Annotated in this window: 23 protein-coding genes; 9 read left to right on the plus strand and 14 right to left on the minus strand. The window is 32.5% G+C overall.

All coding sequences use genetic code 11. The features are described from left to right. Positions 1-4: 4 nt before the first annotated feature. The 4 genes from gldL to C3729_RS06290 all read left to right on the plus strand — a co-directional run bounded on the left by gldL (position 5) and on the right by C3729_RS06290 (position 4,540). A complete protein-coding gene (gene gldL / locus C3729_RS06275; protein WP_104793372.1) occupies positions 5-691 on the plus strand; it encodes a gliding motility protein GldL in 687 nt (228 codons plus the stop codon). Positions 692-740: 49 nt separating this feature from the next. Continuing rightward, positions 741-2,309 carry a gliding motility protein GldM gene (gldM, locus tag C3729_RS06280; RefSeq protein WP_104793373.1) on the plus strand — a complete coding sequence of 523 codons (1,569 nt, stop codon included), beginning with the start codon at positions 741-743 and terminating at the stop codon, positions 2,307-2,309. A gap of 40 nt (positions 2,310-2,349) precedes the next feature. After that, positions 2,350-3,438, plus strand: a complete 1,089-nt coding sequence (gene gldN, locus C3729_RS06285) for a gliding motility protein GldN (protein WP_104793374.1) — start codon at positions 2,350-2,352, stop codon at positions 3,436-3,438. A gap of 64 nt (positions 3,439-3,502) precedes the next feature. After that, positions 3,503-4,540 (plus strand): NAD(P)/FAD-dependent oxidoreductase, encoded by a 1,038-nt coding sequence (locus tag C3729_RS06290; protein ID WP_104793375.1) that lies wholly within the window; start codon positions 3,503-3,505, stop codon positions 4,538-4,540. A 663-nt stretch (positions 4,541-5,203) separates the two neighbouring features. Here C3729_RS06290 and C3729_RS06295 read toward each other — a convergent pair. From C3729_RS06295 to C3729_RS06315, 5 genes are all read right to left on the minus strand, one after another. Beyond that, entirely contained in the window at positions 5,204-6,052 is an 849-nt protein-coding gene (locus tag C3729_RS06295; protein WP_104793376.1) for a YaiO family outer membrane beta-barrel protein, read from the minus strand. 4 nt (positions 6,053-6,056) lie between these two features. Then, positions 6,057-7,319 carry a glycosyltransferase family 2 protein gene (locus tag C3729_RS06300; RefSeq protein ID WP_165785732.1) on the minus strand — a complete coding sequence of 421 codons (1,263 nt, stop codon included), beginning with the start codon at positions 7,317-7,319 and terminating at the stop codon, positions 6,057-6,059. A gap of 191 nt (positions 7,320-7,510) precedes the next feature. Then, entirely contained in the window at positions 7,511-8,161 is a 651-nt protein-coding gene (locus C3729_RS06305; protein ID WP_104793378.1) for a HEAT repeat domain-containing protein, read from the minus strand. Positions 8,162-8,572: 411 nt separating this feature from the next. After that, the gene (locus C3729_RS06310; protein WP_104793379.1) at positions 8,573-8,971 is read right to left on the minus strand and encodes a PleD family two-component system response regulator; all 399 of its coding nucleotides are present in this window, start codon (positions 8,969-8,971) and stop codon (positions 8,573-8,575) included. A 387-nt stretch (positions 8,972-9,358) separates the two neighbouring features. Further along, complete coding sequence (locus tag C3729_RS06315) at positions 9,359-11,839, minus strand: cation-translocating P-type ATPase (RefSeq protein ID WP_104793380.1); 2,481 nt, start codon at positions 11,837-11,839, stop codon at positions 9,359-9,361. A 277-nt stretch (positions 11,840-12,116) separates the two neighbouring features. Between C3729_RS06315 and C3729_RS06320 the strand changes: the two genes are divergently transcribed. Genes C3729_RS06320 through C3729_RS06330 form a run of 3 tightly spaced genes read left to right on the plus strand, consistent with a single transcriptional unit; the run spans position 12,117 to position 14,073 of the window. Next, positions 12,117-13,289: a thioredoxin family protein gene (locus C3729_RS06320; protein WP_165785734.1), complete on the plus strand. Its 1,173-nt coding sequence runs from the start codon at positions 12,117-12,119 to the stop codon at positions 13,287-13,289. A 6-nt stretch (positions 13,290-13,295) separates the two neighbouring features. Next, entirely contained in the window at positions 13,296-13,862 is a 567-nt protein-coding gene (locus tag C3729_RS06325; protein WP_104793382.1) for a DUF3575 domain-containing protein, read from the plus strand. A gap of 4 nt (positions 13,863-13,866) precedes the next feature. Beyond that, positions 13,867-14,073: a hypothetical protein gene (locus tag C3729_RS06330; protein ID WP_104793383.1), complete on the plus strand. Its 207-nt coding sequence runs from the start codon at positions 13,867-13,869 to the stop codon at positions 14,071-14,073. 1 nt (position 14,074) lies between these two features. Here the strand turns inward: C3729_RS06330 and C3729_RS06335 are convergent, their stop codons facing one another. After that, a complete protein-coding gene (locus tag C3729_RS06335; RefSeq protein WP_104793384.1) occupies positions 14,075-14,860 on the minus strand; it encodes a sulfite exporter TauE/SafE family protein in 786 nt (261 codons plus the stop codon). Positions 14,861-14,870: 10 nt separating this feature from the next. Then, positions 14,871-16,130 carry an exo-beta-N-acetylmuramidase NamZ domain-containing protein gene (locus tag C3729_RS06340; RefSeq protein WP_104793385.1) on the minus strand — a complete coding sequence of 420 codons (1,260 nt, stop codon included), beginning with the start codon at positions 16,128-16,130 and terminating at the stop codon, positions 14,871-14,873. Between the two features lie 6 nt (positions 16,131-16,136). Here C3729_RS06340 and C3729_RS06345 point away from each other — a divergent pair, with 6 nt between their 5' ends. Further along, complete coding sequence (locus C3729_RS06345) at positions 16,137-17,366, plus strand: ABC transporter permease (protein ID WP_104793618.1); 1,230 nt, start codon at positions 16,137-16,139, stop codon at positions 17,364-17,366. A 250-nt stretch (positions 17,367-17,616) separates the two neighbouring features. On the opposite strand, the gene C3729_RS06350 is transcribed toward C3729_RS06345, so the two are convergent. Beyond that, positions 17,617-17,937, minus strand: a complete 321-nt coding sequence (locus C3729_RS06350) for an HNH endonuclease (protein ID WP_104793386.1) — start codon at positions 17,935-17,937, stop codon at positions 17,617-17,619. A gap of 351 nt (positions 17,938-18,288) precedes the next feature. On the opposite strand from C3729_RS06350, the gene C3729_RS06355 reads away from it, so the two are divergent. Next, positions 18,289-19,272 carry a PLP-dependent cysteine synthase family protein gene (locus C3729_RS06355; protein WP_104793387.1) on the plus strand — a complete coding sequence of 328 codons (984 nt, stop codon included), beginning with the start codon at positions 18,289-18,291 and terminating at the stop codon, positions 19,270-19,272. Positions 19,273-19,429: 157 nt separating this feature from the next. Here the strand turns inward: C3729_RS06355 and C3729_RS06360 are convergent, their stop codons facing one another. From C3729_RS06360 to C3729_RS06385, 6 genes are all read right to left on the minus strand, one after another. Next, positions 19,430-20,107: a DUF2202 domain-containing protein gene (locus C3729_RS06360; RefSeq protein ID WP_104793388.1), complete on the minus strand. Its 678-nt coding sequence runs from the start codon at positions 20,105-20,107 to the stop codon at positions 19,430-19,432. Positions 20,108-20,246: 139 nt separating this feature from the next. After that, positions 20,247-20,840: a DUF2202 domain-containing protein gene (locus C3729_RS06365; protein ID WP_104793389.1), complete on the minus strand. Its 594-nt coding sequence runs from the start codon at positions 20,838-20,840 to the stop codon at positions 20,247-20,249. Between the two features lies 1 nt (position 20,841). Then, positions 20,842-22,176 carry a glycosyl transferase family 1 gene (locus C3729_RS06370; RefSeq protein WP_104793390.1) on the minus strand — a complete coding sequence of 445 codons (1,335 nt, stop codon included), beginning with the start codon at positions 22,174-22,176 and terminating at the stop codon, positions 20,842-20,844. Positions 22,177-22,192: 16 nt separating this feature from the next. Further along, entirely contained in the window at positions 22,193-24,727 is a 2,535-nt protein-coding gene (locus tag C3729_RS06375; RefSeq protein WP_104793391.1) for a YfhO family protein, read from the minus strand. Positions 24,728-24,796: 69 nt separating this feature from the next. After that, positions 24,797-25,030, minus strand: a complete 234-nt coding sequence (locus C3729_RS06380) for a hypothetical protein (protein ID WP_185117730.1) — start codon at positions 25,028-25,030, stop codon at positions 24,797-24,799. A 3-nt stretch (positions 25,031-25,033) separates the two neighbouring features. After that, positions 25,034-26,086: a DUF6263 family protein gene (locus C3729_RS06385; RefSeq protein ID WP_104793392.1), complete on the minus strand. Its 1,053-nt coding sequence runs from the start codon at positions 26,084-26,086 to the stop codon at positions 25,034-25,036. Between the last annotated feature and the right edge of the window lie 140 nt (positions 26,087-26,226).

Genomic DNA, 26,226 nt, shown 5'->3' on the forward strand with positions numbered 1-26,226 from the left:
AGATATGTTAGGTAATCCGTTTAAAACTAAAGATTCATCTTTAAACTTTATTTATTCTGCAGGCGCGGCTGTTGTAATTTTAGGAGCATTATTTAAGTTAAATCACTGGAATATTGGAGCGTTAACTGGGACTTGGATTCTGGCAATTGGTCTAGGCGTAGAAGCTTTGATTTTCTTAATTTTTGCTTTTGATGCACCTAAAGAAGAATCACATTATGCATGGGAAAATGTTTATCCAGAATTATTAGATGCAGATGCTCAGCCAAAAGCTAGAAAAGTAGCTGCGGTAGAAACATCTGACTTAGACGTTACCTTATCAAATAAATTAGATAAAATGTTAGCAGATGCTAAACTTGATGTAGAATTATTTGAAAGACTAAAAACAGGAATTGATAAATTTTCAACTTCTGTAGAGCAAATCAATTCTACGGTAGATGTATCTCAAGCTACTTCCAAATATAATGATCAATTAACTTTGGCTGCTAGTCACCTAGAAAGTATGAATGCATTGTATTCGCTGCAATTAGAGCATGGTAAAGCACAAAGCGAAATGAGTAAAAAGTATGTAGAAGATATCCAAAAATCTGCAGACCAATCTCAGAAGTTTAACGAGGAATTAGCAGGTCTTACATCTAATTTAAATAATCTTAATAGAGTTTACGGAGGTATGCTTTCTGCAATGAAAGCTTAATTTTCTTTCAATATTTTAATCAATAAAAATTTAAAAAAGAAGAATTAAAATGGCAAAAGGAAAACAAACACCTCGTCAGAAGATGATTAACCTGATGTATCTGGTTTTCATTGCAATGCTTGCAATGCAAATAGACCAAGAAATCATTAGATCATTCCAAGATACCAATCAATCTCTTACGGATTCTAGAAAATCTTCAGAAGAGAAAAATGATATTTTCGAAATTACCTTAAAAGCAAAAGCTGATAATTCACCTGAAACCTTTGGTTTGGCAAATCAACAATACAAAGGAATGAAGTTAAAAGCTGATGATTTAGTTGATTTTATTGAAAATATAAAAGGACAATTAAAAACGGAAGCAGGTTTTGATGCTAACAAAACTGTAGAAGATAATTTTTCTTCTCTAAACAATACAGACGCTGTAACTAAAAAGTTCTTTAAAGGCGGTGATGCTGAGATGCCATCTAATAATTCTGAGGATTTAAAGTCTAAAATGGCTGCTCTTCAAAGCTACATCATTCAAAATTTTGGAAACAATAAAGATTTAGTTTCTGTAGTTGAAAGAGCTAAAGAGAGATTGTCTACTGATGACGCACTTTATAAAAATCAAGGAAAAAATTGGATACAATACAAATTTTATAATCAGCCTTTAATTGCTGCGCTATCTAACTTAGAAGTTATTCAGTCAGAAGCGAGAAACTTACAATCAGATGCTCTTTCTTTAATGTTAAGAGAAAAAGTAGATGCAGATATCAAATTTGATGCTTTCGAAGCTGTAGTTGCTGCTCCAGATGTAATTATTCAAGGAGAACCAGCTGAAGCGAAAGTATTTATTGGTACTTATGATAGCAATTTACCAGGATTTGGTGTTGCTGGTGCAGACAGAACAGAAAACGGAATTGGTTATAAATCATTAGTTTCTTCTACTCCAGGTGAATATACTTTTAATGGCGTAGTTTCATTTAACGATGCTAATGGTAAAAAATTAGAATACAAATTCTCTCATCCATATAGAGTAGTTCCAGGAGCTAAAGAAGTAGCCTTCGAAAGTGGAGCTTTATTATCTGCTGATAAAATGAACGTTTTATACCGTGGAGTGCAGAACCCTATTTCTGGTTCTATCCTTGGTGCTGATAATAGCCAAACTACACTTACAGCAACTGGAGGAACGGTTACTAAAAAAGGAGGTGGTTCTTGGGTTGTAACTCCAGGGTCAGGAAATACTACTACATTAACCATTTCTGGTAGAGGACCAAAAGGTCAAGTAATTACTCAGAAATTTGAGTTTAGAATTAAAAATGTACCAAGACCACAAGGACAAATTAGAGGGGAAAATGAACTTACAATGCCAGCAAGTTCTATTGCAAATCAAACTGTAGGAGCAGGAATCCCTGATTTTGATTTCCCTGTTACATTTGAGGTTACTGGTTTTAAATTTAAAGTTCCAGGTAGAGCAGCAATGTTTATAAATGGAAACTCATTAAGCTCCGTCGCTAGTCTTACTAAGAATTTAAGAACTGGTGATATTTGTTACATCGCTGACATTCAAGCTACTGCGTCAGGTTTAGGAGGGCAGACACTCAAGAAAATCAGTCCAGTTGTAATAAATGTTCAATAAATGAGTTATTAAGAATAACATTATTTCATATCATTATAAAATGAAAAAGATTTTAATTTTACTATTAGCATTAAGTGTTTTCTCTGTAGATGCGCAGACTAAGAAAAGAGCTACGAAGAAGACTGCTAAAAAAACTACTGTTGCTAAAAAAGAAACTCCAGCAGCTGAAGTAGTAACTTCTACTCCAACTACTAATGTTAATATTGAAGTTACGCCACAACCAAAAGAAGAGCTAGAACCGATTAACTCACTTTCTATTCTAAATGCTAAATCACCTGAAGCATTTAGAGTATACAGAGATATGGGAAAGGTGAAAAAAGGAGATTCTATAGTTTCTTCTAGAAATGTACCCCTTAGTTATGGTTATATTGACGAAAAAGATGTACTAAGAAGTATGGTGATTTGGGAAATCATAGATATGAATGAAAAGATTAATCAACCATTTTATCATAATGCAGACGGTATAGTTTCTAGTAATAAATCCCTCTATCAATTACTGATAGAAAACATAATGAGTGGGAAGATTAAAGAAGTTTATGATGATGAAATGTTCATGACCAAATTGTCTCCAGAAGCAATTAAACAAAGACTTTCGATTACTAAAGAATCAGATTGGTTAATTGATAAAAGAAATGCTGGAGAAAAACTTACACCAGAAGACATCAAAGCTGGAACAGATGTTATTGAAACCAAAACCGAAAACGTAAAACTTCTTAAAATTAAAGGAATGTGGTACGTAGACAGAAGAGATGGTCAAATGAAATACAGACTGTTAGGTATTGCTGCGATGGGACCAGATCCTACTATGATGGCAGAAAAAACTGCAGATGGAGTTTCGTTAGGTAATAAAGATGAATTGATTGATCTTTTCTGGGTGTTCTATCCAGATGCTAGAGAAGTTCTTGCCAATTCAGTAGTTTTTAATAACAGAAACTTATCTTCAGATTTAACTTATGATGATATTCTTAATGCGAGAAGATTTTCTTCAATTATTTATAAATCAGATAATGGTTTAGGAACAGGAATCATTAAAGATTATATTCCTAATGATGCAGAAGAACAACTAGAAGAATCAGACAGAATTAAAAATCAAATTCTAGAAATGGAAAACGATATGTGGAATTATTAATCCAAATATCCTTATATAAACAAAAACCTAAGTATCTTTGCTTAGGTTTTTTTATTGACAGTTTATGACGAAATCCGTAGAATATATTATCGTAGGAGATGGTTATGCAGCAATGTTTTTAGCGCATCAATTCATTAAAAATAATAAATCATTTTTACTTTTTACCGAAGGCAAAAAGAGCGCATCAATGGTTTCTGCAGGAATGATAAATCCTGCGGTTCTTAAACGTTTTACCACTTTTTGGTTGGCACAGGAACAAATCGATTCCCTTAAAAATACCATGACCGAAATTGAACAATATACTGGCCAAAATTACCTGATAGAAAAGCCTATTCTAAGAGTTTTTCATGACGATAAAGAAAAAGCATTATGGCTGAAAAAATCAGATGACGAAAGCTTGAAACCATTTCTTTCCAAAGATTTTGTAAAATTAAATTCTGTCAAAAATCCATTTGAATGTGGAGTAGTGAATCAATCCGCTCGGTTAGATGTAAGAGGTTTTTTCACAGATATGATGAACTTTTTAGAAAGTCAAAATTATCTTATCAAAGAAAAATTTGATTATAAATTATTGAAACCAAGTGATTCAACCTACAAAGATATTTCGTTTAAAAAAATAATCTTTGCCGAAGGAATGGCGGTCAAAGAAAACCCATTTTTCGCTGAAATCCCCGTACATCAGAATAAAGGCCATCATTTAGAAGTTCAACTTTCAGTGCCTTTAGAAGATGGTTTTACGATTAAAAAGAAGCATTTTATTTTTCCATTGAACAATGGAAATTATTATTACGGCGGAACGTATGATCGTGAACAAATCTATCATAAAATTGACGATGCTGCGGTAGAAAAACTTACTAATGCTTTAGCAGAGTTTTATCCTCATGATTTCGAAGTAAAAGAGGTGAAATTTGGCTTTAGACCTACCGTTAAAGATAGAAGACCGATTTTAGGAAATTATCCAGAATTTGGGAATTTATATGTGTTTAACGGATTGGGAGCAAGAGGAATTCTCAATGGAAATTATTTCTCCATTAATCTTTACCGTCATTTAGAAAACGGCGAAGAAATTCATCCAGAAGTAAATTTAAAAAGATTTCAATAAAAAAACGCAAATTTTTACGAATTTTTTACAGAGTTCAAGTAATAACTATCTTTTGCATAAACCCATTGTTTAAAAGACTCTTTTTATAATGAAATATTGTTATTGATTGAATTATTTATTAATTTACAGGTTTTTGATTCTTTTTATGAAATAAAGTTAAAAAATACTACTAGTATCCAATAATTGATTGACTAATAATTAATTATTTCCAAGGGATTTGCTAATTCTAGACTTCTATATTAGTATAACCCTACTATTATGGTTTCCCACTAATAATCATACAAAATAGTATTCAGATAGTAATAAATCCGACCAATTGCTTTGAAAGAATTAAAATCAGTTTGTCAAATTTGATGTACGAATTTGGTTTTGTTCTTAAACTTATTTACTGCTAAAAAAAAATAATTTGATACTAGAATTAAATCTATTTTATTCTAGCTGATATTCCGAGATAAACAAACTTATTTCACTTGTTTAGACCACTTTAATAATTTTACAAAATAACCCTTATATATAAGCAATACAAGTTGTGTTTTTTGCCAGATTGTAAATAAGAACATTCCGCACATTCTAAATCTTAATGAGTAATTCTGCACGAAATAAATCTTGAATTGGTTTTTTATCTAGCATGCTAGGATGGGATTTATTTGAATTATAATTTTCTTAGAAATCATACATTAGATTAAGATAGATATCATACTGATTAAATGTTCTACCTGTGCTGTATTGGTTTCGGTTATAAACAGAGGTGGCAGAAATTTTAAAAGGTTTAAAGTTCTTTTCGTATCCTAATCCTGCAAAAAACGTTTTATTGGTAATAAAATCCTGAGCAAGGTCTATATTTCTGCTGTCTGGCGCGTTACCGAAACCAGTGACTACAGAAAAATTGTCTCTTTTTTCATTGAAAAAGTTACGCCACTGTAGCATATTAGAATAATAAGTATTACCTTGACTGAAGGTGATGAAATTTCTGAAACTGATTCTATTTTGGTCGCTTTCTTTCGTGATTCCTATAATAGGCGTTACCAAATCAAAGTTTTCTGCCGATAAAAACTTCGTTCCTGTTTCTAATTCCCAGCCTTTGCCTAAATTGCTGTAAAATGAATAGAATAGTTCATAATTAGGAAATAGTTTTTGGTCAGATACACTTGCTCCGATAAATGAGTAATGGTTTTTACCATGTTTTGCATAAACTTCTAAATCATATTTTAAGCTGGTGATTTCTGCTCTAGATTTTAGGTTTACTCTACCTATAAAGGTTAATTTTTGGTTTTTAGTTTTTCTCATGTAGTGCAGAGAAGTATTGCTCATGGTAGAAATTCCACCACTATAAATGCTTTGTACTTGGGAGAGACCTACTTGATTAAGTGGTGCTTTTAAAGAATCTGTTGGATTTTCTTTGATTACAGATTCTTTAATTTTTATAGAATCACTGTGATTTTGAGCAAAGATAAAACCGCTAAAAATAATTGCTACAATAGATGTACTTTTCTTATACCAATAATGTTTCATAATTTTAATTTGTTTTGTTAAAGCCTTTTCTTGTCATGACTCCCCATTTCTTTTTCTTGCCTGTAAGTTCATCATAATATCCTTTTAAACTACAATATACTATGATGGGATGATATATAAAGGGTTCTAAAAGAGCCATTGCGGAAATTCCCAATGTTACAAAACCATTCTTATAATAGTTAAATACCTTTCGATCTAAAAATACTGCGGAGAAGCTTAATCCTATATAAAAACTTATGACAGCTATTATAAGGTAAAGAATATTCATAAAAGCTATAGGGTCGTAGAAATAACTGTAAATTAAAACAAAAATGCCTATAAATTCTACAAAGGGAGATAAAAATTCAAAAAATAAGTTATAAGGAAAAATAATAAACCCCATCCTTCCATATTTAGGATTAAGGAATACTTTTTTATTCTTTTTCAATATTTGAAACAGACCTCTAGACCATCTTATACGCTGTCTTACTAGAATTTTTAAGGTTTCTGGGCCTTCTGTCCAGCAAAGAGTTCTAGGAACACTTCTTACACAATAAGGCTGATTGGTCTCTTGCATGTAACCTACCATTCTAAAAACTAAGTCCATATCTTCGCCTAAAGAATTTTTATCATAACCCCCAATTTTTAACACAATTTCTTTGTCAAACAAACCTAACCCTCCAGAAATATTAGGAACTGCATTCAAATAAGACCATGCCATTTTTCCTAGTACAAATGACCGAATGTATTCTAATTCCTGAAACCTTACCAATAGTTTTTTTGGAACGCCTACATTTTCCATAGTACCTCTGTTTACAAAACTAGAATTAGACATTCTTAGTGTAGCTCCTACCCCTATACATCTTTTTTTCTCATTAAGTACTACATCCATCATAATGAGTAGCGTATCAAAATCCAAAACGCAATCTACATCTATGTTTAAAAAATAGTCGTATTTAGCAATATTAAGTCCTGCATTGAGGGCATCGGCTTTACCACCGCCATTAAACTTATCAATTACCACTAGATTTTTGTAGGCCATATCTGTAGATCGATAGATACCTCTAATGGGTGCAGATGGTACTACTGTTTCAAAAATATATTTGGTTTCTTCTAGTTTAAATTCTTTAATCAGTTTGTCTAATGTGTCATCACTGCTTCCATCATTTACCACAACAAGTTCGAATTTATGATAATTTAAAGAAAGTAGTGAATGCACATTATCTATAATGGTTACAGATTCATTGTAAGCACCTGTAATGATGCTTATTCCTGGTGCATGATTCATTAAAGCAAGTTTTTTGCTTTGCGAAAATTTTCTTTTAAAGAGGTATTTTTTTATTGCTAAGAATGATAATAAATTTGTCAAAAGAAGACTCATGAACATCCCTATAGCTACGGCTCTCATAGAGGAGTTATAAAAATTAGAAAATTCTATTTCTTTATAATAATCTAATGCTGTGTGTAAAATGTCTTCCATTATAAAATTTTTTGTTCGTGAGGAACTGTTTTTTCAAGTTCATAACGATATATTTTATTTTCTAAAATAGATTCTGAAGAAGTAGCTCTTGATAAAGCAATCAGGATGGCTTTTCTAAAATTAGTATGAAATTCCGTGTGGAGTAAATTTTCTAAAAATTGAGTTACTTGTTCATTCTTATTGCCCATATATCCAAGGCTTTTAATGATTTCTATTTTGCAATTTACATCACTTTCTTCATTATAAAGTTCCATGAGAATATTAATAGATTCTTTTTGATTAAGTAGACCAAGCGTTTTAATCATTTTACGTCTCATCTTGGTATTGTTTATTTTAATCATACTATGAATAGGCTCAATAGCAGTATTCTGATGATAATGAGCAACCAAATCTAGCGATAAGCTTATTATAGAATTTACATAGTTGGAATTAATCCATTTGCTGAAATCTGCTTTTGGTGCAGTAGGTCTATTGATGATTAATTGAAAATATTCTAATTGTTGCCACGGTGTAAAAGGTTCTGTTGTAAAATCAAAGAACTCGTAAATATCATCCCTATCATAAATGTTGAGGGTGTAAGCGTTGGCAAGTTCACGTATTTCTGAATTTTTATGTTTTTGTAACTTTTTGATTTTTGTCCGGTTTACCACAATTTTAAATCTATTGAGGCGATCTAAAGCGCCTAGAACTCGTTTAGTAAATATACTGTCTAGATCTTTTATATCTTTTATGTGTAATCCTAAAGATTTATAGACATCGGTAAGTGTTACAAATTCAGTGCCTTTTAAAAATATCGTGTATTCTTTTAAAACTTTTATAAATATGGTTCTAATTCTTCTGTTTTTTTGAACTTTTAATTTTTTTAATATTTTAATTTTTCAATGTTTTCTTTATTTTCTAAAAGAATAGTTTCGCTAAGGATTTCACTAAAAATATTGCGAATTTTATTATTTTTTTTACTATTAATAATAACAGGGATGTTATAGATAAAAACCAAGAACATTCCAATATTAATAATAATAATATTGAATAAGAAAAAATCTAATAGATAGCTAGGTATATTATGAAGTAAATTTCCCAATATTTTTTTCTTTAGTTATTAATTCTGATAATTTTCCCAATCTGCATATCATTTCCATAGGAGTAAATGGTTTTTCAATCATATCATCTATTCCCATTTTGTAGAGTCTTAAAATATTTTCAGGAGTGAAATTGTCCGATAAAATTACAATTTTTGTATCTTTTAAGTGTTCCTTAGATTTAATAAAAGTAACAAGTTCGAACCCAGAATAATATTGTAAGTGAATATTCGTAATAATAATATCAAATTTTTCTTCTGACAAAAAGGTAAATGCTTCTTTTCCATTAGAAGCTAACTTAAGTTCATAACCTTCTTTTGAAAGGATATGTAGAATAAGGTTTCTTATGATTTCATTTTTTTCAGTAACCAATATTTTCATTTCGCTGTGTTTATTTTTTTTGCTAATTAAAGCTTAAAAGAAAGAACTATTTTTTTCTTAATTAAAAAAAAATAATAATGAGAATAAGCAGAGTTAAGCTTTTTATTTCATTAAATTTTTAATAACGAAAGTTTATTTTTCCTTTCTCTAATTACTTTTGCAAAGATATTAATTATTAATTAAATATTTTAAGTCCTTTTGATGATATAAATCAAAAATTATAATTATACGTTTGTTTTATTGATTTTTATTTTTTTTTCTATTTTAATTATTGATTTTTTTTTATAATTATTGATTTTTTAATTTTTTTTATTTTATTTTATATTTAATTTTAAATAATTTGTATTTCATTTTTATTAATGATTTTGTAAAAAAAATAGGATATTTTTATTTTTTATATGTATTTTTTAACTTAATAAGTTTAATCATCTCTAAAATCAACAACAAACTTACTGCCCCAATAATAGAAGTAATAAAATGTTGATGACCAGGATATTCAAAACTGAAAACTTTTTGTAACATTGGGTTTCCGATGGTGAGAAATAATAAGGTAAACGCTATGGTAAATATTATCACCAAAGCTTTATTGTTTTCTAAAATCACTGAAACAAAATTTCTAGTATCAGACAAAGAAGTGAGAATGAGAAATACATTTCCTACAATTAGTGAAGAAAATGTGATGGCTCTCACTGCATTATCAGAATGACCTTCTTTTAGAGAAAGAAAATAAACCACCACCACCATTGCCAATAACAAAAATCCTTTCACTAGGCTAAAAGCTATTTTTTTCCATCCAAAAAAGAGTTCATTTGGATCTCTTGGAGGTCGGTACATAATGCCTCTTTCTTCTTGTTCAGATTCAAAAGCAATAGAACAAACTGGGTCTATAATCAATTCCATAAAAACAATATGCATCGGCATCAATAAAATAGGCAAAGAAGAATAAAATGCAGGCAATAAGACCAAACCAATAATCGGAACGTGAATGGCAAGAATGTAAGACATGGCTTTTTGAAGATTGTCAAAAATTCTTCTTCCAGAACGAATGGCGTAAACAATAGATGCAAAATTATCATCCAACAAAACCAAGGAAGATGCTTCTCTGGCTACGTCTGTTCCTTTCATTCCCATGGCAATTCCTATATCCGCAGCTTTCAGTGCAGGAGCATCATTTACACCATCTCCTGTCATCGCTATTATTTCTCCGTTGGCTTTCAGAGCTTTGATGATTTGTAGTTTTTGTTCAGGAACAATTCTTGCAAAAAGATGAGTAGTTTTTATTTTCTCTTTCAATTCAGCATCACTCATATTTTGGAGTTCAGCACCCGTTAAAACTTGGTCATTGTGCTGTAAACCAATCTGATTGGCAATACTTTTGGCAGTTGCAGGAAAGTCTCCCGTAATCATAATCACTTTAATTCCTGCTTTGTTACATTCGCTGATGGCTTCTGGTACTTCTTCACGAATCGGGTCTTCAAAAGCAACTAATCCACTAAAAATAAAAGGAAATTCTTCTTGTTTTTCGGGAAGTTCGTCAGAAGTTATTTCGCAATGAGCTGCTGCGAGAACTCTATAACCGCTTTCTGCTAATTGGTGAACCAATTGAGTATAACGAGCGTTTTCTTCTTCAGAAAAATGGCACAATTGGAAAATCGCTTCAGGAGCACCTTTGCAATAGGCATGACTTTTTGGTTGGTTTTTAGATTTCATCACGCGAGTCATGGCAAATAATTCTTTGCTGAGTGGATATTCTTTTACCAAATCTAAATCCTCTTTTGCTAAAGTCAATCTGCTGATTTCATTGCCAATCGCTTTTTCCATTGGGTCGATAGAATGACGCTGAGAAGCGTGAACCAAAACCGTTAAAACCTCTTGAATATTTTCTAAAGAATGTTTAAAATCTTTCTTGTAATAGAGTTTTTCACCTGAGTAAAGCGCAGCAACTTCCATTTTGTTTTGGGTAATGGTTCCTGTTTTATCACTGCAAAGAACGGTGGCAGAACCCAGTGTTTCTATGGCAGAAGGTTTGCGTGTTAATACATTATTTTTGGATAATCGCCAAGCTCCCAATGCTAAGAAAATAGTCAATACTACAGGGAATTCTTCTGGTAAAATAGACATGGCAGAAGCCAATCCGTTCAATAAAGAATTAAGGAAATTTCCTCTCGTAAAATAAAAAGCCAGAATTACTCCAATACTGATGGCGATTCCCATTAGAAACAGACTTCTAATGAGTCTTTTCATCTCTTTTTGCAGTCGGGTGCTTTCTTGTTCTATATTTTGTAGCGAAACGCCAATTTTTCCGAATTGTGTTTCGGAACCAGTATGCGTCACTTTTGCTTTGCCTTTTCCTTGCACGATGAGTGTTCCGCTGAAAACATGAGCTTCCTTATCTTCGGTTTTAATCACGGGAACAGATTCGCCAGTTAGTAAAGATTCGTCTATAGTAAGGTGTTGACTTTCCAATAAAATAGCATCTGCAGGAACTCGGTCTCCTTCATTTAAAATGACTACATCTTCGGGAACGACTTCTCTTCCGGGAATTCTAATTTCTTCACCATCACGAATCACCAAAGCTCGGGGAGAAGACAATTGTCTCAATGCTTCTAAAGATTTTTCGGTTTTTCTGTGTTGATAAAAAGTGATGAAAATAATAACGAAAACCCAACACAATAGAATCATTCCTTCGGTATAATCTCCCAATAAAACATAGACGAGACCACAAAACATAAGCAAGATAAACATGGGCTCTTGAATCACTTCTAGGGCAATTTGCCAAACGTTTTTCGGTTTTGCAGAAGGGAGTTCATTGAAGCCGTATTGTTTCAAAAGTTCTGCTGCTTTTTTTTGAGAAATTCCTTGTGTCATGGCATTTCTTTTTTAAGATGAGAATAAATCACGGGAAAAAATGGCTGATTTTAATTGGTTTTTAATCAGTCTTTTATTCAGTTAAAGTTAAGAAAATTTTAGGATAAGAAAAAGGTTTTAGAGCTGATATATAAGAGGTGATGCTTTATCTATTCTTTCAGAATTTATATTTCGGAAAAATGCCTTGTTATAGAGATTTTAAATTGGTATTATTTTGGTTATTAATTTTTTGTTCCCTCAAAAAATTTTATCTTCGTAGCTTAATTTTTAAATGATAATGAAAAAAATTATATTGTTCCTATTCTTGGTGATTTCTACAGTCCTTTTTTCTCAAGATGGAATAAAATTCGGAAAGCAATCTTTTGCTAAAACCCTAGAACAAGCCAAAAAAGAAAATAAACTCATTTTTTTAGATGCTTTTGCTTCATGGTGTGGTCCGTGTAAATTGTTAGACAAAAATGTATTTCCTAAAAAAGAAGTGGGCGATTATTTCAATGCCAATTTCCTGAATCTTCACATTGACATGGAAAAAGGAGAAGGAATAGAAATTGCAAAAAAATACAGCATTTATTCTTATCCTACTTTGCTATTCATAGACGGAGACGGAAAAGTGGTGTATAAAGCTGCAGGCTACATGAGTCCACAAGAACTCATCAGTATTGCCAAAGAAGCCGTGAATCCTGAAAATACTTTAGAAAATAAAATAGCGAAGTTTGAGGCAGGCGAAAAAGAACCAGAATTTTTAAAGGGATTGATTAAAAATACCTATGCAACTGATTTTTCATTGGCTCAAAAAGTGGCTACCCGTTATTTCCAAACGAGAACAGACGCTACATATTCTAAAGAAGAAGCAGGAATGTTGTTGTTTTTTACCAAAACCATAGATGATGATTTGTATAAAATCTTCACGGCAAAAAAGGCAGAACTTTCTACGCAAATTCCAGAAAGTTATTTGGCGGAATATGATAAGCAACTCAAATTGAACACGGTTTTACAAAAATCTTTCGATGCCAATAATCAAAGCATTAATGAACCTATTTTTTTAGCTGAAGGAACAAAAATTTATGGCGAAAAAGAAGCAAAGCAACTTTTGAATAAAATCAATATGGATTTGTTTTTTACTCAAAAAAAATATGAGGATTACGCAAAATCTGCATTGAATTATTATCAAAATCCAAAAGATTTTGCCACTGATGAACTCAATAATGTCGCTTGGAATTTTTACCTCTACGTTACAGATAAAACTTTGTTGACTCAAGTAACACAATTGTGTTTAGAAGGTATAAAAAAAGAAGAAAATAGCCAGAATACAGATACTTTAGCCAATATTTATTATAAATTGGGAGATAATAAAAATGCTAAACTTTGGGCGAAAAAATCTATCGAAATTGCTAAAGCGAAAGGAGATGAATATGCATCAACTGAAGAATTATTAAAAAAGATAAATTAAACACAAATGCTTTTAAAAAATTATTATTTTCTCATACTATTTAGTATTGGAATAAATGTTAGTGCGCAAACGTATGTTAAAGTCAATGGTTTTACCCTTCCTGCACTGATGTTAAACGCAGGAATAGAAACGAAACTTACGGATAAAACTACTTTTCAAGCAGATGTTTTCGTTTCCCCTTGGAAATCACTTTTCGGAAATAGAATGCTTTTTGCAATTGGGAGTTTAGAATATCGTTATTACTTTACTGAAAGTTTTAAAAGTTGGTATATTGCCGCTAATACCGGAGCAGCTGTTTATAGAATGCAAAAATACAACCATCTTAATTTGGGAATTCATCAAGAAGGATATTCTGTTTTTCTTGGTGCTACAGTAGGATATGTAGTAAAAGTAAATGACAAGATAAACTTAGATGTATTTTTAGGTGGTGGCAATGCACAATCTAAATATAGATCTTATTTTAATGCATTTCCAGATATTAGAGCAGACAAGGAAGAAGGAGCTTCTATCAATGGAAGCGGAGAATGGATTCCTTATAAAGGTGGCGTAATGATTTCTTATCAATTAAAATAATAATATGAAAATAACAAGTGTTAAATTTTTAGTGGTTTTGGTGATTACTTTCGTCATCGTGTTTTTGATGAATTACATCGGGAATACACAACCAGACAAATTACAAAGCGCTATCCTTAATGGACTTGGCGGAATGGTAGGGCTTACCATCGGGATGATTATTTACAACAGAAGCAAAAATGACCAATCAGGCCCGCAACATTTCGATTAAATTACGGCCAAAAAACTTCTTTGCTGTATCGTAAAATCATCAGCATTACGATAATTAAAAATACAATTCTGATAAATCCATTGCCTTTTTTAAAGGCAATTTTTGTTCCTAGAAAGTTTCCTGCAATATTGAAAACCGCCATTAAGATGGCTATTTCTAACAGATAATTTCCGTGGCTGATGAAAACCAAAAGCGCAGAAATATTGGTGATGCAATTCACCACTTTAGCATAAGCAGAGGCCGAAAGAAAATCAAATCCTAAAATCACCACGAAAGCCAAAACAAAGAAACTGCCTGTTCCCGGTCCGAAAAATCCATCGTAGAAACCAATCACTGCTCCAATCACTGCTCCGAAAATCATCTTTTTGGTGGTGCTTAAATCTTTGGTCGCGACATTTCCTAAATCTTTTTTGATGAAAGTATAAATCGCAATCGCAATCAGAATAATTAAAATCAAAGGTTTTAATGCTTCAGAATCTAAGTAACTCACTGTTCTAGCTCCCAAAAATGAAAACAGGAAGGAAAAAAGCGAGATTGAAAGCAAAACTTTCCAGTTGAAACGAATTCTTTTGGCATATTGTACCGCTGCAATGCTGGTTCCAGAAAGCGCGGCGATTTTATTGGTTCCAAAAAGTGTAGGCAATGCCAATTGAGGAAACTGAATCAACAAAGCGGGCAATTGTATCAAACCACCACCGCCAACTATTGCATCTAAAAATCCTGCAATAAAGGCGAATGCAGCTAAAAAGAATAGCGTATAAAAACTGTAATCAGAGAAAAAATCCATTTACAATTGATTAGTTTTCGTAGAGAACATATTTGCGACGGATTTTCTCGAAATTTTCTAAATCTTTTTGCCAAGATTTTCTAATTTCTGTTTCTGGAGTTCCCGAAATAATTTGCTTGCGCAATTCATCTGTTCCTGCTAAAGTATCAAACCAAAGGTTTTTTAAGAAGAAGTCTTGAGCTTTTTTGTCAAAATTTTGATATGCATTGATTACGAAGCTTAAATCTAATTTTCCTTTAATTTCTGGGAATTGACGTAAATCTTTTCCGTAGCATAATTTACCATTTAAGAATGGGTCTTTTGCACCTGAAGTTGGTTTCGGAGTAAAAGAAAATTCATGATTTTTTAACCAAGGACTTCCATACACTTGAAAAGGAAAATCTGTTCCTCTTCCTACAGAAACCTGCGTTCCTTCGAAGAAGCAAAGACTAGGATAGAGGTTGATAGATTGATTATTCGGTAAATTAGGCGAAGGTTTTTCAGAAATTGGATATCTTTTGTTTTTGTGATAATTCAGCATTGGGATGAGTGTATATTTTACCTGCACTGCATTTTTCATCCATTTTTCACCGTTCACCATTTTTCCATATTCCCCAATCGTTAATCCATACACTACGGGAACTTTGTGCAGTCCTACGAAACTGGTCCATTTTTCTTTTAAAACTGGTCCGTCTGTATAACCATCATGAGGATTTGGACGGTCTAGAACAATGATTTCTTTACCATTTTCTGCGGCAGCTTCCATTACGTAAGTGAGTGTAGAAATGTACGTGTAAAATCTTACGCCCACATCTTGAATATCAAAAAGCACAATGTCTACGCCTTGTAATTGTTCAGGTTTTGGTTTTTTATTGTCGCCATAAAGCGAAATAATCGGTAAACCCGTTTTGGTGTCAATTCCGTTTTTGACATGTTCACCAGCATCTGCAGTTCCACGAAAACCGTGTTCTGGAGCAAAAATATGCTTGATTTTGATATTATTTTGAACCAAAAAATCTACCAAATGCGTTTTGTCTGCCAATAAACTCGTTTGATTAGCAACTATTGCTACAGTTTTATTTTTCAGAAGTGGCAAATAGAGTTCTGGTCTGTCTGCAGCGTTTTTAAAACAATTTTCTTCTTTATTTTTTGGTTTTTCTAAGGCAATTTCTACCGTTTTTACAGGTTCTGGAGTGGGATTAGCATTGTTTTTTTGAGTGCTACAACTTTGTAACCCAAAAATCATTAGCATAATAAGAACTAAATCTTTAATTTTGACACTTAAATTCATTTGATTTTGAAATTTCCAATATATTTTTCTAAAAAAATAGCGTTCTCCAAAGATAACAAAAATAATCTTTCACGCGTGATTGTCTTCATCGGAAGGCTTTCTGTAGCGCTGGGAATTATTGTTTCATTGGTGACGGTTTCTACGGGTTTAGGCTCCAAAAAAGCCATTAAAAATCGTATGGCAGATTTCGTGGGTCACATTTCTGTGAAATCTACCAAAAGCAATTCTTCCTATAATTCTTCGGTGCTTCACCAAGAAGGATTAAATGTAAAGGGTATTAAAAATCTATCAGATGTTTCTAACACGCAATCGTATGCTACGGTTTCTGGGATTCTGAGAACCGAAGAAAACTTTGCGGGTGTTATCCTAAAAGGTGTAGCCAAAGATTTTGACGCAGAGCGTTTTCAGAGTTTTATGGTAGCTGGAGAAGTCCCGAAATTTACCGAAGAAGGCTATAACAATCAAGTCATTCTTTCCGATAAAATTGCCAATGATTTGCATCTGAAACCCAAAGATAGCATCGTTGCTATTTTTTCTAAAGAAGACCAACAACCCATTTACAGAAAATTTGAAATTTCTGGAATTTACAAGACAGACATCAAAATGATAGATGATTTGTTTATCATCGGCGATATTAATCATGTGAGAAAAATTCAAGATATGGCAAAAACGGAAGTGGGAGGAGTAGATATTTTCTTGAAAGACAGTGATGATATGGATGCTGTTTATCCAACAATTGAAAAACTCATTGGTTACAAAAATTACGCAGAAAAAGCAACAGATAAATATCCACAAATCGTAGATTGGATTAATATTTTTGATACCAACATCGGACTGATTATCACGATTATGCTGATTGTAGTAGTCATTAATATCATAATGGTTTTGCTTATTCTTATTATTGAGCGCACCAATTCTATTGGAATGCTGAAAACTTTGGGTGCAACCAACGGACAAATTCGAGCGATTTTCATCAACTATACTTTGCTGATTATGATTCCTGGATTGATTATGGGGAATGTAATAGGTTTAGGATTTTTGGTGCTTCAAAAAATCTTCGGATTTATCAAACTTAATCCTGAGAATTACTATGTAAGCACGGTTCCTGTAGATTTAAACCCTGTCTACATTTTGGGAATTTCTGTTGGAATTTTGGCGATTTCTGCATTCGCTCTTATTTTGCCAAGTTATCTAATTTCTAAAATTTCTCCTGTAAAAGCGATTAAGTATAACTAGTTGTAGAGTTGTAGAATGGGAGAATTGTAGAGTTGGAGTTATAGAGAAATCTTTTATGTTTCCCACAGATTTCACAGATTTTATTGTTTTTTTTTGCAATGTAAGAAATGCAATGAAGCGACATAGCAATTAGTTTTTTTTCTCAAATTTCTAAAGTACGGAGTTTGTCATTGACTTCGTCTAATCTTCGATTTTCGAAGGAATGTAGAAATATAAGTTTGGAAATTTTTTAAACTACAAACTCGGAGACCTAGTAGTGTGGAGGATTTATAATGGCATTTTTCACTACTTCTGCAACCGTGTTTTGGTTAATATTTTTTGATAAGCAATAATTGCTTTTTAACCAATCAGTTAAAGTTTTTGCTCCTTTACTTGCATTGCAGGAAGTGCAGCACAAAGCAATATTGTCAATAGAATTTATTCTAATGTCATTTACAATATGTTCCCATGAAGGTCGAGTTTTTCTGGATTGATGATTTATAGAAAAATCAACACCACAGTAAACACAACATAAATCTCTTTTAAGAACAAATTCTTCAGTTTCTCTTGGAATTCCCCACTGATTTGCCATTTTTTTAGATTATTATTTTTGCTCTAAATTAGAAAATAAAATTCACGTTACATTATTGAAACCCATAAAACCAATAAATACTTTAAAATATTTGTTTAGATTCCTGCGGAATGACAAAGTGTACGGTTTAAATTTTTAAAAATCCTCAAAAAAATCACCGAAACGTGAATTTTAGCCCTGATTGAGCGATTGTTTGAGCTCTTTTTGTTTTTTAGATATTTCGAGTTTGCTCAATATGACAAAAAAACAAAAAAGCGAGTCGCGAAAGCAGGACTGAAAGTGAACAGATGAAAAAAACGTCTTGCTTCTTTTTAAAATTAAAATCGTATTTTTGCGGCTCAAATTTTTACAATGAACTACGCAAAAAATATTTTAGAAACGATAGGAAATACACCACTGGTAAAGCTAAACAACGTTTTAGGAGAAGATTTTCCTGCATTGGTTTTAGCAAAAGTAGAAACCTTCAATCCTGGGAATTCTGTAAAAGACAGAATGGCACTGAAAATGATTGAAGATGCTGAAAAAGACGGTCGTCTGAAACCTGGAGGAACCATCATTGAAGGAACTTCTGGAAATACAGGAATGGGATTGGCTTTAGCAGCCATTATCAAAGGTTACAAGTGTATTTTCGTGACTAATTCTAAACAATCAAAAGAAAAAGCAGATATTTTACGTGCTTTAGGTGCAGAAGTGGTGATTTGTCCTACTGATGTAAAACCTACCGATCCGCGTTCTTATTACCAAACTGCAAAAAGATTAACCGAAGAAACTGAAAACGCTTGGTATGTAAACCAATATGATAATCTTTCTAACAGAGCAGCGCATTATGAATCTACGGCACCAGAAATTTGGGAACAAACTGAAGGGAAATTGACTCATTTTGTAGTAGGAGCAGGAACTGGAGGCACGATTACAGGTTGCGGAACGTTTTTCAAAGAAAAAAGTAAAGATATCAAAGTTATTGGTGTAGATACTTATGGTTCTATTTTGAAAGAAATTCATGAAACGGGCGAAATTCACTTAGAAAATGCTTACACTTATATTACAGAAGGAATTGGCGAAGATATTTTGCCTGAAAACTATGATATGTCTGTGATAGACCATTTCGAGAAAGTTACCGATAAAGATGGCGCGATCTATGCAAGAAAATTAGCTAAAGAAGAAGGGATTTTCTGTGGTTATTCTGCAGGAAGTGCAATTGCTGCGATAAAGCAAATGCAAGACCAATTTACCAAAGATGATATCATAGTAGTTTTGCTTCATGACCACGGCTCTAGATATGTAGGGAAAATCTACAATGATGACTGGATGAAAGAAATGGGTTGGCTAGATTAATACAAAAAAAATCTATTCAAAATAAATAAAATCGGGAAGAGCAATCTTCCCGATTTTTCATATCAAATCAAAATTAATTTCCACAATTTTCATTAGGCGAATGAATGATAGCGTCATAATCTGCCTGTGAAATAAACTGAGGAAAAGCTATTTTTTATTAATTCATGCAATTTTCATTTCCAAAACCATTTCCTCTTCCTCTATTTCCTCTACCTTTTCCTTGATTTTGGCATTGCATGCCGTTTTGCAGACCACATTGTTCATGTTCTGCATTGATGATTTTTTCGTAATCATTTTTAGAAATATACTGAGGAACGTACTTAGCGTTTCTCATTTCTAAATTACGTGAAAAAGCTCTCAAATGATTTCTAGAAGCACATTCCAGAAATTTGTAAACATTGGCGATGTCTTGGTTTTGAGTTTCTTTGGTTAATCTTTGCAAGTCGTAAATATCTACATCTTCTATCGTTGCTCCTGCTTTTAAAGCTTCAATTTCTGAAACTTTTCCTTTTGCAGTAAGTTCATTGTATAATTTTTGAAGATTTTGATTTTTAAATTTTCCTTCGGGAAGAATTTCGTAAGGAATTTTATTTTGGTCTAAAAGTTCTTGTACTTTTTGCATATGCACTTTTTCACTTTCTTTGATATTGGCAAAAGGTCTAGTTTCCCATTTTGAATATAAAAAAGTGTACACATCATGCGCTAATTTTTCTTCTTCTAACATGAAAAGGAGAGAAGAAGCATCTGTTTCTTTAGTGTTTTTAGAAGTGTAATTGGTAAAAATTACCATTCCAAAAATCACAAGAATAACTAAGGTGAAAGATTTGGTTTTCATTTCTGTGAGATTTTTATATTAGACAAAAATCACAACAGAAAGTTAAGTTGAATTTTGATTAAAATGAATGTAAAGTACTATTAATCAATAAATTTTACCATTATTGGATGAAAATTTACCAATGAGAAAATAAAGAATTTTAGTCGTATTTTATGCTGCAAGAATTCACAGAACCATTCACAACATTTTTAAATTTTTTGCCCGAAATGTATTGATGGGTGTATTTTTCGCCTTTTTCTCTCAAAGCTCTGTAATAAACAAAAAGATGATTTTTAGTGCCGCATTCTATACCATTTGCTGCTTCTCTAATGCTTGATTTTTGGCTATTTTTTCTTACGATATAGAGGTCATTGAGGTTCAATTCTTCTATTTTTATAGCAGTTTTCAGCGCCGAAGTTTCATCTATCGCCTCCGAAAGTAGTTGATTTTTAAGGTTTTCTGTTTCTTCTAAACTTTCATTTTCTAGAACGGTGATATTCTGTTTTGCAAGAATATTTTTCCAAATTTCAATGTGTTTTTGCTTTCTTTTGGCAATATTTCCGAAAAGATTATTTTGATATTGTGCATAGAAATTTTCGTAAACTTCTTTTGCAATTTTCTCTTTGCCAATGAGTTGCGTAATTGTAGTGATTTCTTTTTCAGAAAGTTGAGATGTAGTTCTAGCGGTTCTCGGTTGCATCAATGAACACGAAACTAAAAATATCGAAACTAAAAAAGCAAATACCAATTTCATTTTAAAACCATTTATTCATTAAATCAACAAGTTTATGAGTCAAATTTTTTCTAGAAAATTGCTCAATATTTTCAGCGTTTTGGTTCAGCGTTCCTGATTTCCAATTTTGGTAAGATTCTAAAATAAAATTCTTTAGATTCTCTTTTTCATCATAGCCAAAATGTTTTCCAGCTTTTGTTTCATTGAGAATTTTCTCCACATCAGCATCTTTTGGACCGAAAGAAAGAATCGTTTTTCCCGTTGCCAAATACTCGAAAATTTTTCCTGGAATAATCCCTTTTGAAGATTCTTGAGGGAAATTCGTCATCAATAAAACCGTTGAATCTTGCATGTGTTTTAGCGCAACATCGTGAGTTTGATAACCCAAATTCGTTAAGTTATTTTTAAGAGCTGAACTTTCTATTTTTTGTAAAATTTTATCATCTAATCTTCCTACAAACTTCAACTCAAAATCGTTTTTGAAGTCTGCATTTTCTTGAACCAAATCATTTAAAGTTTCCCAAAGAATTTCAGGATTTCTGAGTTGTTCTAAAACCCCGATGTAACTTAACGTGAATTTAGTGGTAAAATTGGAGAGTGGTAGAGTTTTAGAGTTTTCTTCTGTCATGCTGAGCGTAGTCGAAGCATCTACATCAAATCCATTCGTAATGCAGAAAGCATTTGCTCCATTTTTTCTGAAATTTTCAGCATCGGTATAACTTGTCGCCAAAGTAATATCTGCATTTTTGAACACTTCAGATTCTAATTTCCTATGCTTTTTATCGGCAATTTTAGTCAATTTCAGATGTTTGTAATACGAAATTTCAGTCCAAGGATCACGGAAATCTGCAATCCATTTTAAGTCTGGAAATTTCTTCTTTAAACCTAACCCAATCAAGTGCAAAGAATGTGGCGGACCAGTTGTTACCAAAACATCATAGTGATTGACTTTCAGGTATTTTTCTAGAAATTCTACGGAAGGTTTTACCCAAAAAACACGTGCGTCTGGAATAAAGAAATTTCCACGAACAAAAATCGAAAGTTTGGCTTTCCATGATTGGTTTTCGCCGACATCAAACTGTCCCGCTTTGAATTTTTTATTGTCTTTCCCGAATTTTTCAGCCAATTGGTAAGGTTCCCAAATTTTGGTTTTAATCATTTTTAGATTTTTTGGAACGTCTTTTTGTAAGGTTTCATCTACAATCGGATAACTCGGATTTTCTGGAATAAAAACCGTAGGTTCCCAACCAAAATCAGGTAAATATTTTACAAATTTTAACCAACGCTGAACTCCCGGTCCTCCAGCTGGAGGCCAGTAATAAGAGATGATGAGTATTTTTTTAAGTTCTTTTTCCAAAGATTTTACGATTTATTCAGTTTTTAAAACTTTTTTTTCTAATGAGAAAATAAATCCCCACCAAAGAAAGCAATACAAACAAACCAAAAGCAATTAAGGAAATGGTTTTTCCTTTGGCTATCACTTCTGGTTCGAATATCATTTTTACAGTGTGAGTTCCTGCTGGAACGTAAACGGCTCTCAATAAATAATCAGCTTTGATGTATGGAACTTCTTTTCCGTCTACAAACATTTTCCAGCCTTTTGGATAATAAATTTCAGAAAAAACAGCCAATTGTGGCGTTTTAGACTGTGTTTTATATTCCAGTTCGTCTGCTTGATATTTTGTTAAATTTACAAAAGCAGTAGAATCAGTTGCTAAAGTTTTTCCTTCAAAATATTTTTGATCATCCTTCGAAATAACCGCCGTTTTTTTAGAATCTATATTTCCTATTTCATCTATTTCTTCATTCGGAGTATTTACAAATTTTACATCAGAAACCAGCCAAGCATTTCCATTTGCATTCGGATTGATTTGAACTTGAGGTTGTTCCAATGTTCCGCCAACTACATATTTGGTGTTCAATAAATTCAGAATTTGCGGAATTTGAGCAGACTTCACACTGTCTTCAGCATAGAAATAATGATTGATTAAATCGTCATACCTTCTGAGTTTTACAGCGTGATAACCACCAACAGAAGCCTTGTAATAAGAAGTATTGGTTTCATTAAAAGGTCCTAAAAGTTGATTGAAAATTCTATAATGAGTTTTATCTTTTTCGGTGATTTCTTCTAAAGTTTTATTCATATTCGCTCTAGAAAGCAAATCATTTAAAAGTGGATTATCACCTGCTTTTCCAGCTAAATAATCTGAATTTTCGGTCACAAATGGAGTTTGTGCAAAAGCTTTATCAACAAAATTATCGCTGTTTAAATATCTCTTATTCACCGACCATAAATCAAATAAACTTACCAATCCTATAACGATTAGAGCAATGTTTTGAGATAATTTTTTCTTCAATGCAAAATATAGTGCTAAAGCAGTGATAGAAACATAAATCATGGCTTTAATAGCATCGATTCTAAACATCGTGAAACGTTCGCCAACCAAATAATCTAATAAATAAGGAGGCAAATAAGCGGTTTCATTTGAAGTAGCAAATCCGAGTAAGCTTTTCCCAAAAATAACCAATAATAAAGTAATTCCTAAAACTGCAGAACTTCCGTAAACTAAAACTTTTTGTTTGTAATCTTCGGTAAGTTTTTCATCGTTAAAAAATCTGTATAATCCAATGATTGCAATGAGTGGGAACAATAATTCCACAACAACCAAGATAGAACTTGGAGCTCTAAATTTATCGTAAAACGGAACAAATTTGATGAATAATTCAGACAATGGCATGAAATTGCTTCCCCAAGCTAAAAGCACAAAAAGTACAGACGCGCCTAAAATCCAATAACGGTATTTTTTCCACCCGAAGAAAAATCCTAAAATGGCTAAAAATACCACAATTGCACCTTGATAAGCCGGTCCAGAAGTTCCTGGTTGGTCTCCCCAATACGTTAAACTTCCTCCAAATCCTTTAGAAATTTGGTCATATTCTTCTTGTGAGGTTACATTTTCTTGAACCAATTCCTGAACTTTTTTCATCATTTCGTCTGAGCCTTCTTCATCACTTGCTCCTCCCATTGCTCTTGGAATGAATAAGTTCAAGGTTTCTAGTTTTCCATAGCTCCAGTTCAGAATTTCTTGTTTTTTCATTCCGTCATTATCTGCAGCATTGTGCTCAGATTTCAGAATTTGTTTTCCACGAACGGTTTCTTTTACATATTCAGAATTGGCGAGAAGTCTCTGACTGTTCATTCCAATTCCCAGAATCATCGCCAAAGCCAAAATTCCCGAAGAAATGAAGAAATGTTTCCATGGCGTTTTTCCTGTAGCTGCTCTTACCAATTCAGACAAGAATAAAAATCCTAATGCCAAGAAAAGGTAATACGTCATTTGTGGATGGTTTGCAGCAATTTGCAATCCCATGAAAAGTGCAGTGACAATGAAACCAAGAATATATTTTTTACGAATATAGACGAGTAAAATCCCCGCTAAAAGTGGTGCGAAATAAGTTAAAGTGGCTACTTTGCCATTATGACCAGCTGCAATGATGATGTAGAAATACGTGGAAAGTCCAAAAAATGTGGAACCTAACAAGGCATATTTCCAATTTTTAGTCGCAACATAGCCGAGTAAGAAAAATCCAGCAAAAAGCAGAAAAATAAAATTCGCAGGTTTTGGCAAAAAGTTCAGCGTGTCATCTATTTTTTTGATGATATCACCTCTAAACTGTGAACCCGACTGATAAGTAGGCATTCCGCCAAACATGGCATCACTCCAATAAGTTTCTTTGCCGTTTTCGGCTCTGTAGTCTAAAAGTTCTTTTGCGCCACCTTTGTATTGTACAATGTCATGTTGCAAAAGTTGTTTCCCAGAAATGATAGGATTGTTATAAACTAAAGCTAAAACTACAAAAATCGCCAATGAAATGACGATGTAAAGAATGTTTTTATTTTTCAGCATATTTTGCAAAAATTTATCTTTTGTTGTTTGTTTCGGAAAAACTCCGGTTCTATGATTTAGGTCGTTACTCTACCTTTTTTCTTTTTCCTCTACTTCTTCGTATTCCACGGTTTCCGCATCCCATTTTACTTGTTCTTTAGTAGGTTTTGCAGGTTTGGGCGAAACGTTTTCTCTGTTTCTAGGATTAAGACTAGGAAAATTTTTATAAAATTGATTAAAGAATATCCTTTTCAAAATATTCCAAACAAAGAATATAATGATGGTTGCTAAAACTAATTCGAATAAATATTTAACCAGTGCCATTTTTTAAAATTTATAACTAGGATTGATTGTAACTAAAGAGTTGGTCTTTTTAGACATGCTTTGCGATTGTTTTCCGTCGCTCAAACTTTCTTTTTCCGTAGTGTTCATTTGGATTTTAGAGCCTAGAATCCAACCAGAGTTGGCGTCTATTTTTATGGTTCCTGTTTGATTCCCTTCTATGCTTACAGAATGCGTCATTCCGTTTTTAGATTGTGTTTTTGCTTTTCTAGGAATTCCACCTTTTACAGTAATTTCTGCAATTCCGTCTTCTACTTTTGCTAGAGTATAAGTGGTATTTATTTTTACACTTCCATCTGGAGTTACATTGTCAGACTGTGTCCATGTTCCGCCTAATTTTACGCCTTTTGCTGGAAGAATATTTAGGTTTTTTCCAAATTGTTCTTTTAAAAATTTCTCGTTGAAACTCAATTTAAATCCTTCCATGAAATTTTTAAGTTGAGCAGCATCTTTAATCACCGAAGCAGCAGCATCATTGGTTTTTTTGTAAACGGGTTCAAAACCTTTAATAGAAAGAATTTTCCCAGTTTTGTCCATGGTAATTTTTAATTTATTACCTGTTTGTGCTTTTTGTACAGCCCACATAAATTTTTGTTGAGCATCTTCAGGAGCGTTTCCTTTTGTATCTATCGCTTGGGTTTTTCCTTGAGAAGTTGCAGACATTCTTTTCCCAACCAACGTCATAGAAATTTCGTAGTTTCCTTTAGCATCGATATTATCTACGGTAAACGTCATTTCGTCTGTAGATTCATTCGTTCCAGAAATGTTTTGTTTCCCGTCAGAAAGCGTTTGCACATCTCTTTGGTAGGTACTGAAAGGATACGTTTTTCCTTTTTCTAATTTAAAAGTTGCGTGGTAAACACCTAAAGAATCTTTAATGGCAGGATTTTCTACTTTTGCTGTTTCTTTATCTTCCACAGGAACTTCTACAGTGATGGTTTTTCCAGTTTTAGGGTCAACTTTGGTTACGGTTTTTGTTTCTTTTTGACAAGAAACGATTGCTATTGAAAGCAGCGCAATTGCTGTAATTTTTTTCATTGATTTTAATTATTTTGTATCATTTGAAGCAAGAATCTTGCCTTTTTATTCACTTTTAGTCCTGCTTTCGCAACTCGCTTTTTTGTTTTTTTGTCATGCTAAGTAGAGTCGAAACATCTTAAAAAAAACAAAAAGAGCTC

It is taken from the genome of Cloacibacterium normanense (genome assembly GCF_002943105.1).
Taxonomy (GTDB): domain Bacteria; phylum Bacteroidota; class Bacteroidia; order Flavobacteriales; family Weeksellaceae; genus Cloacibacterium.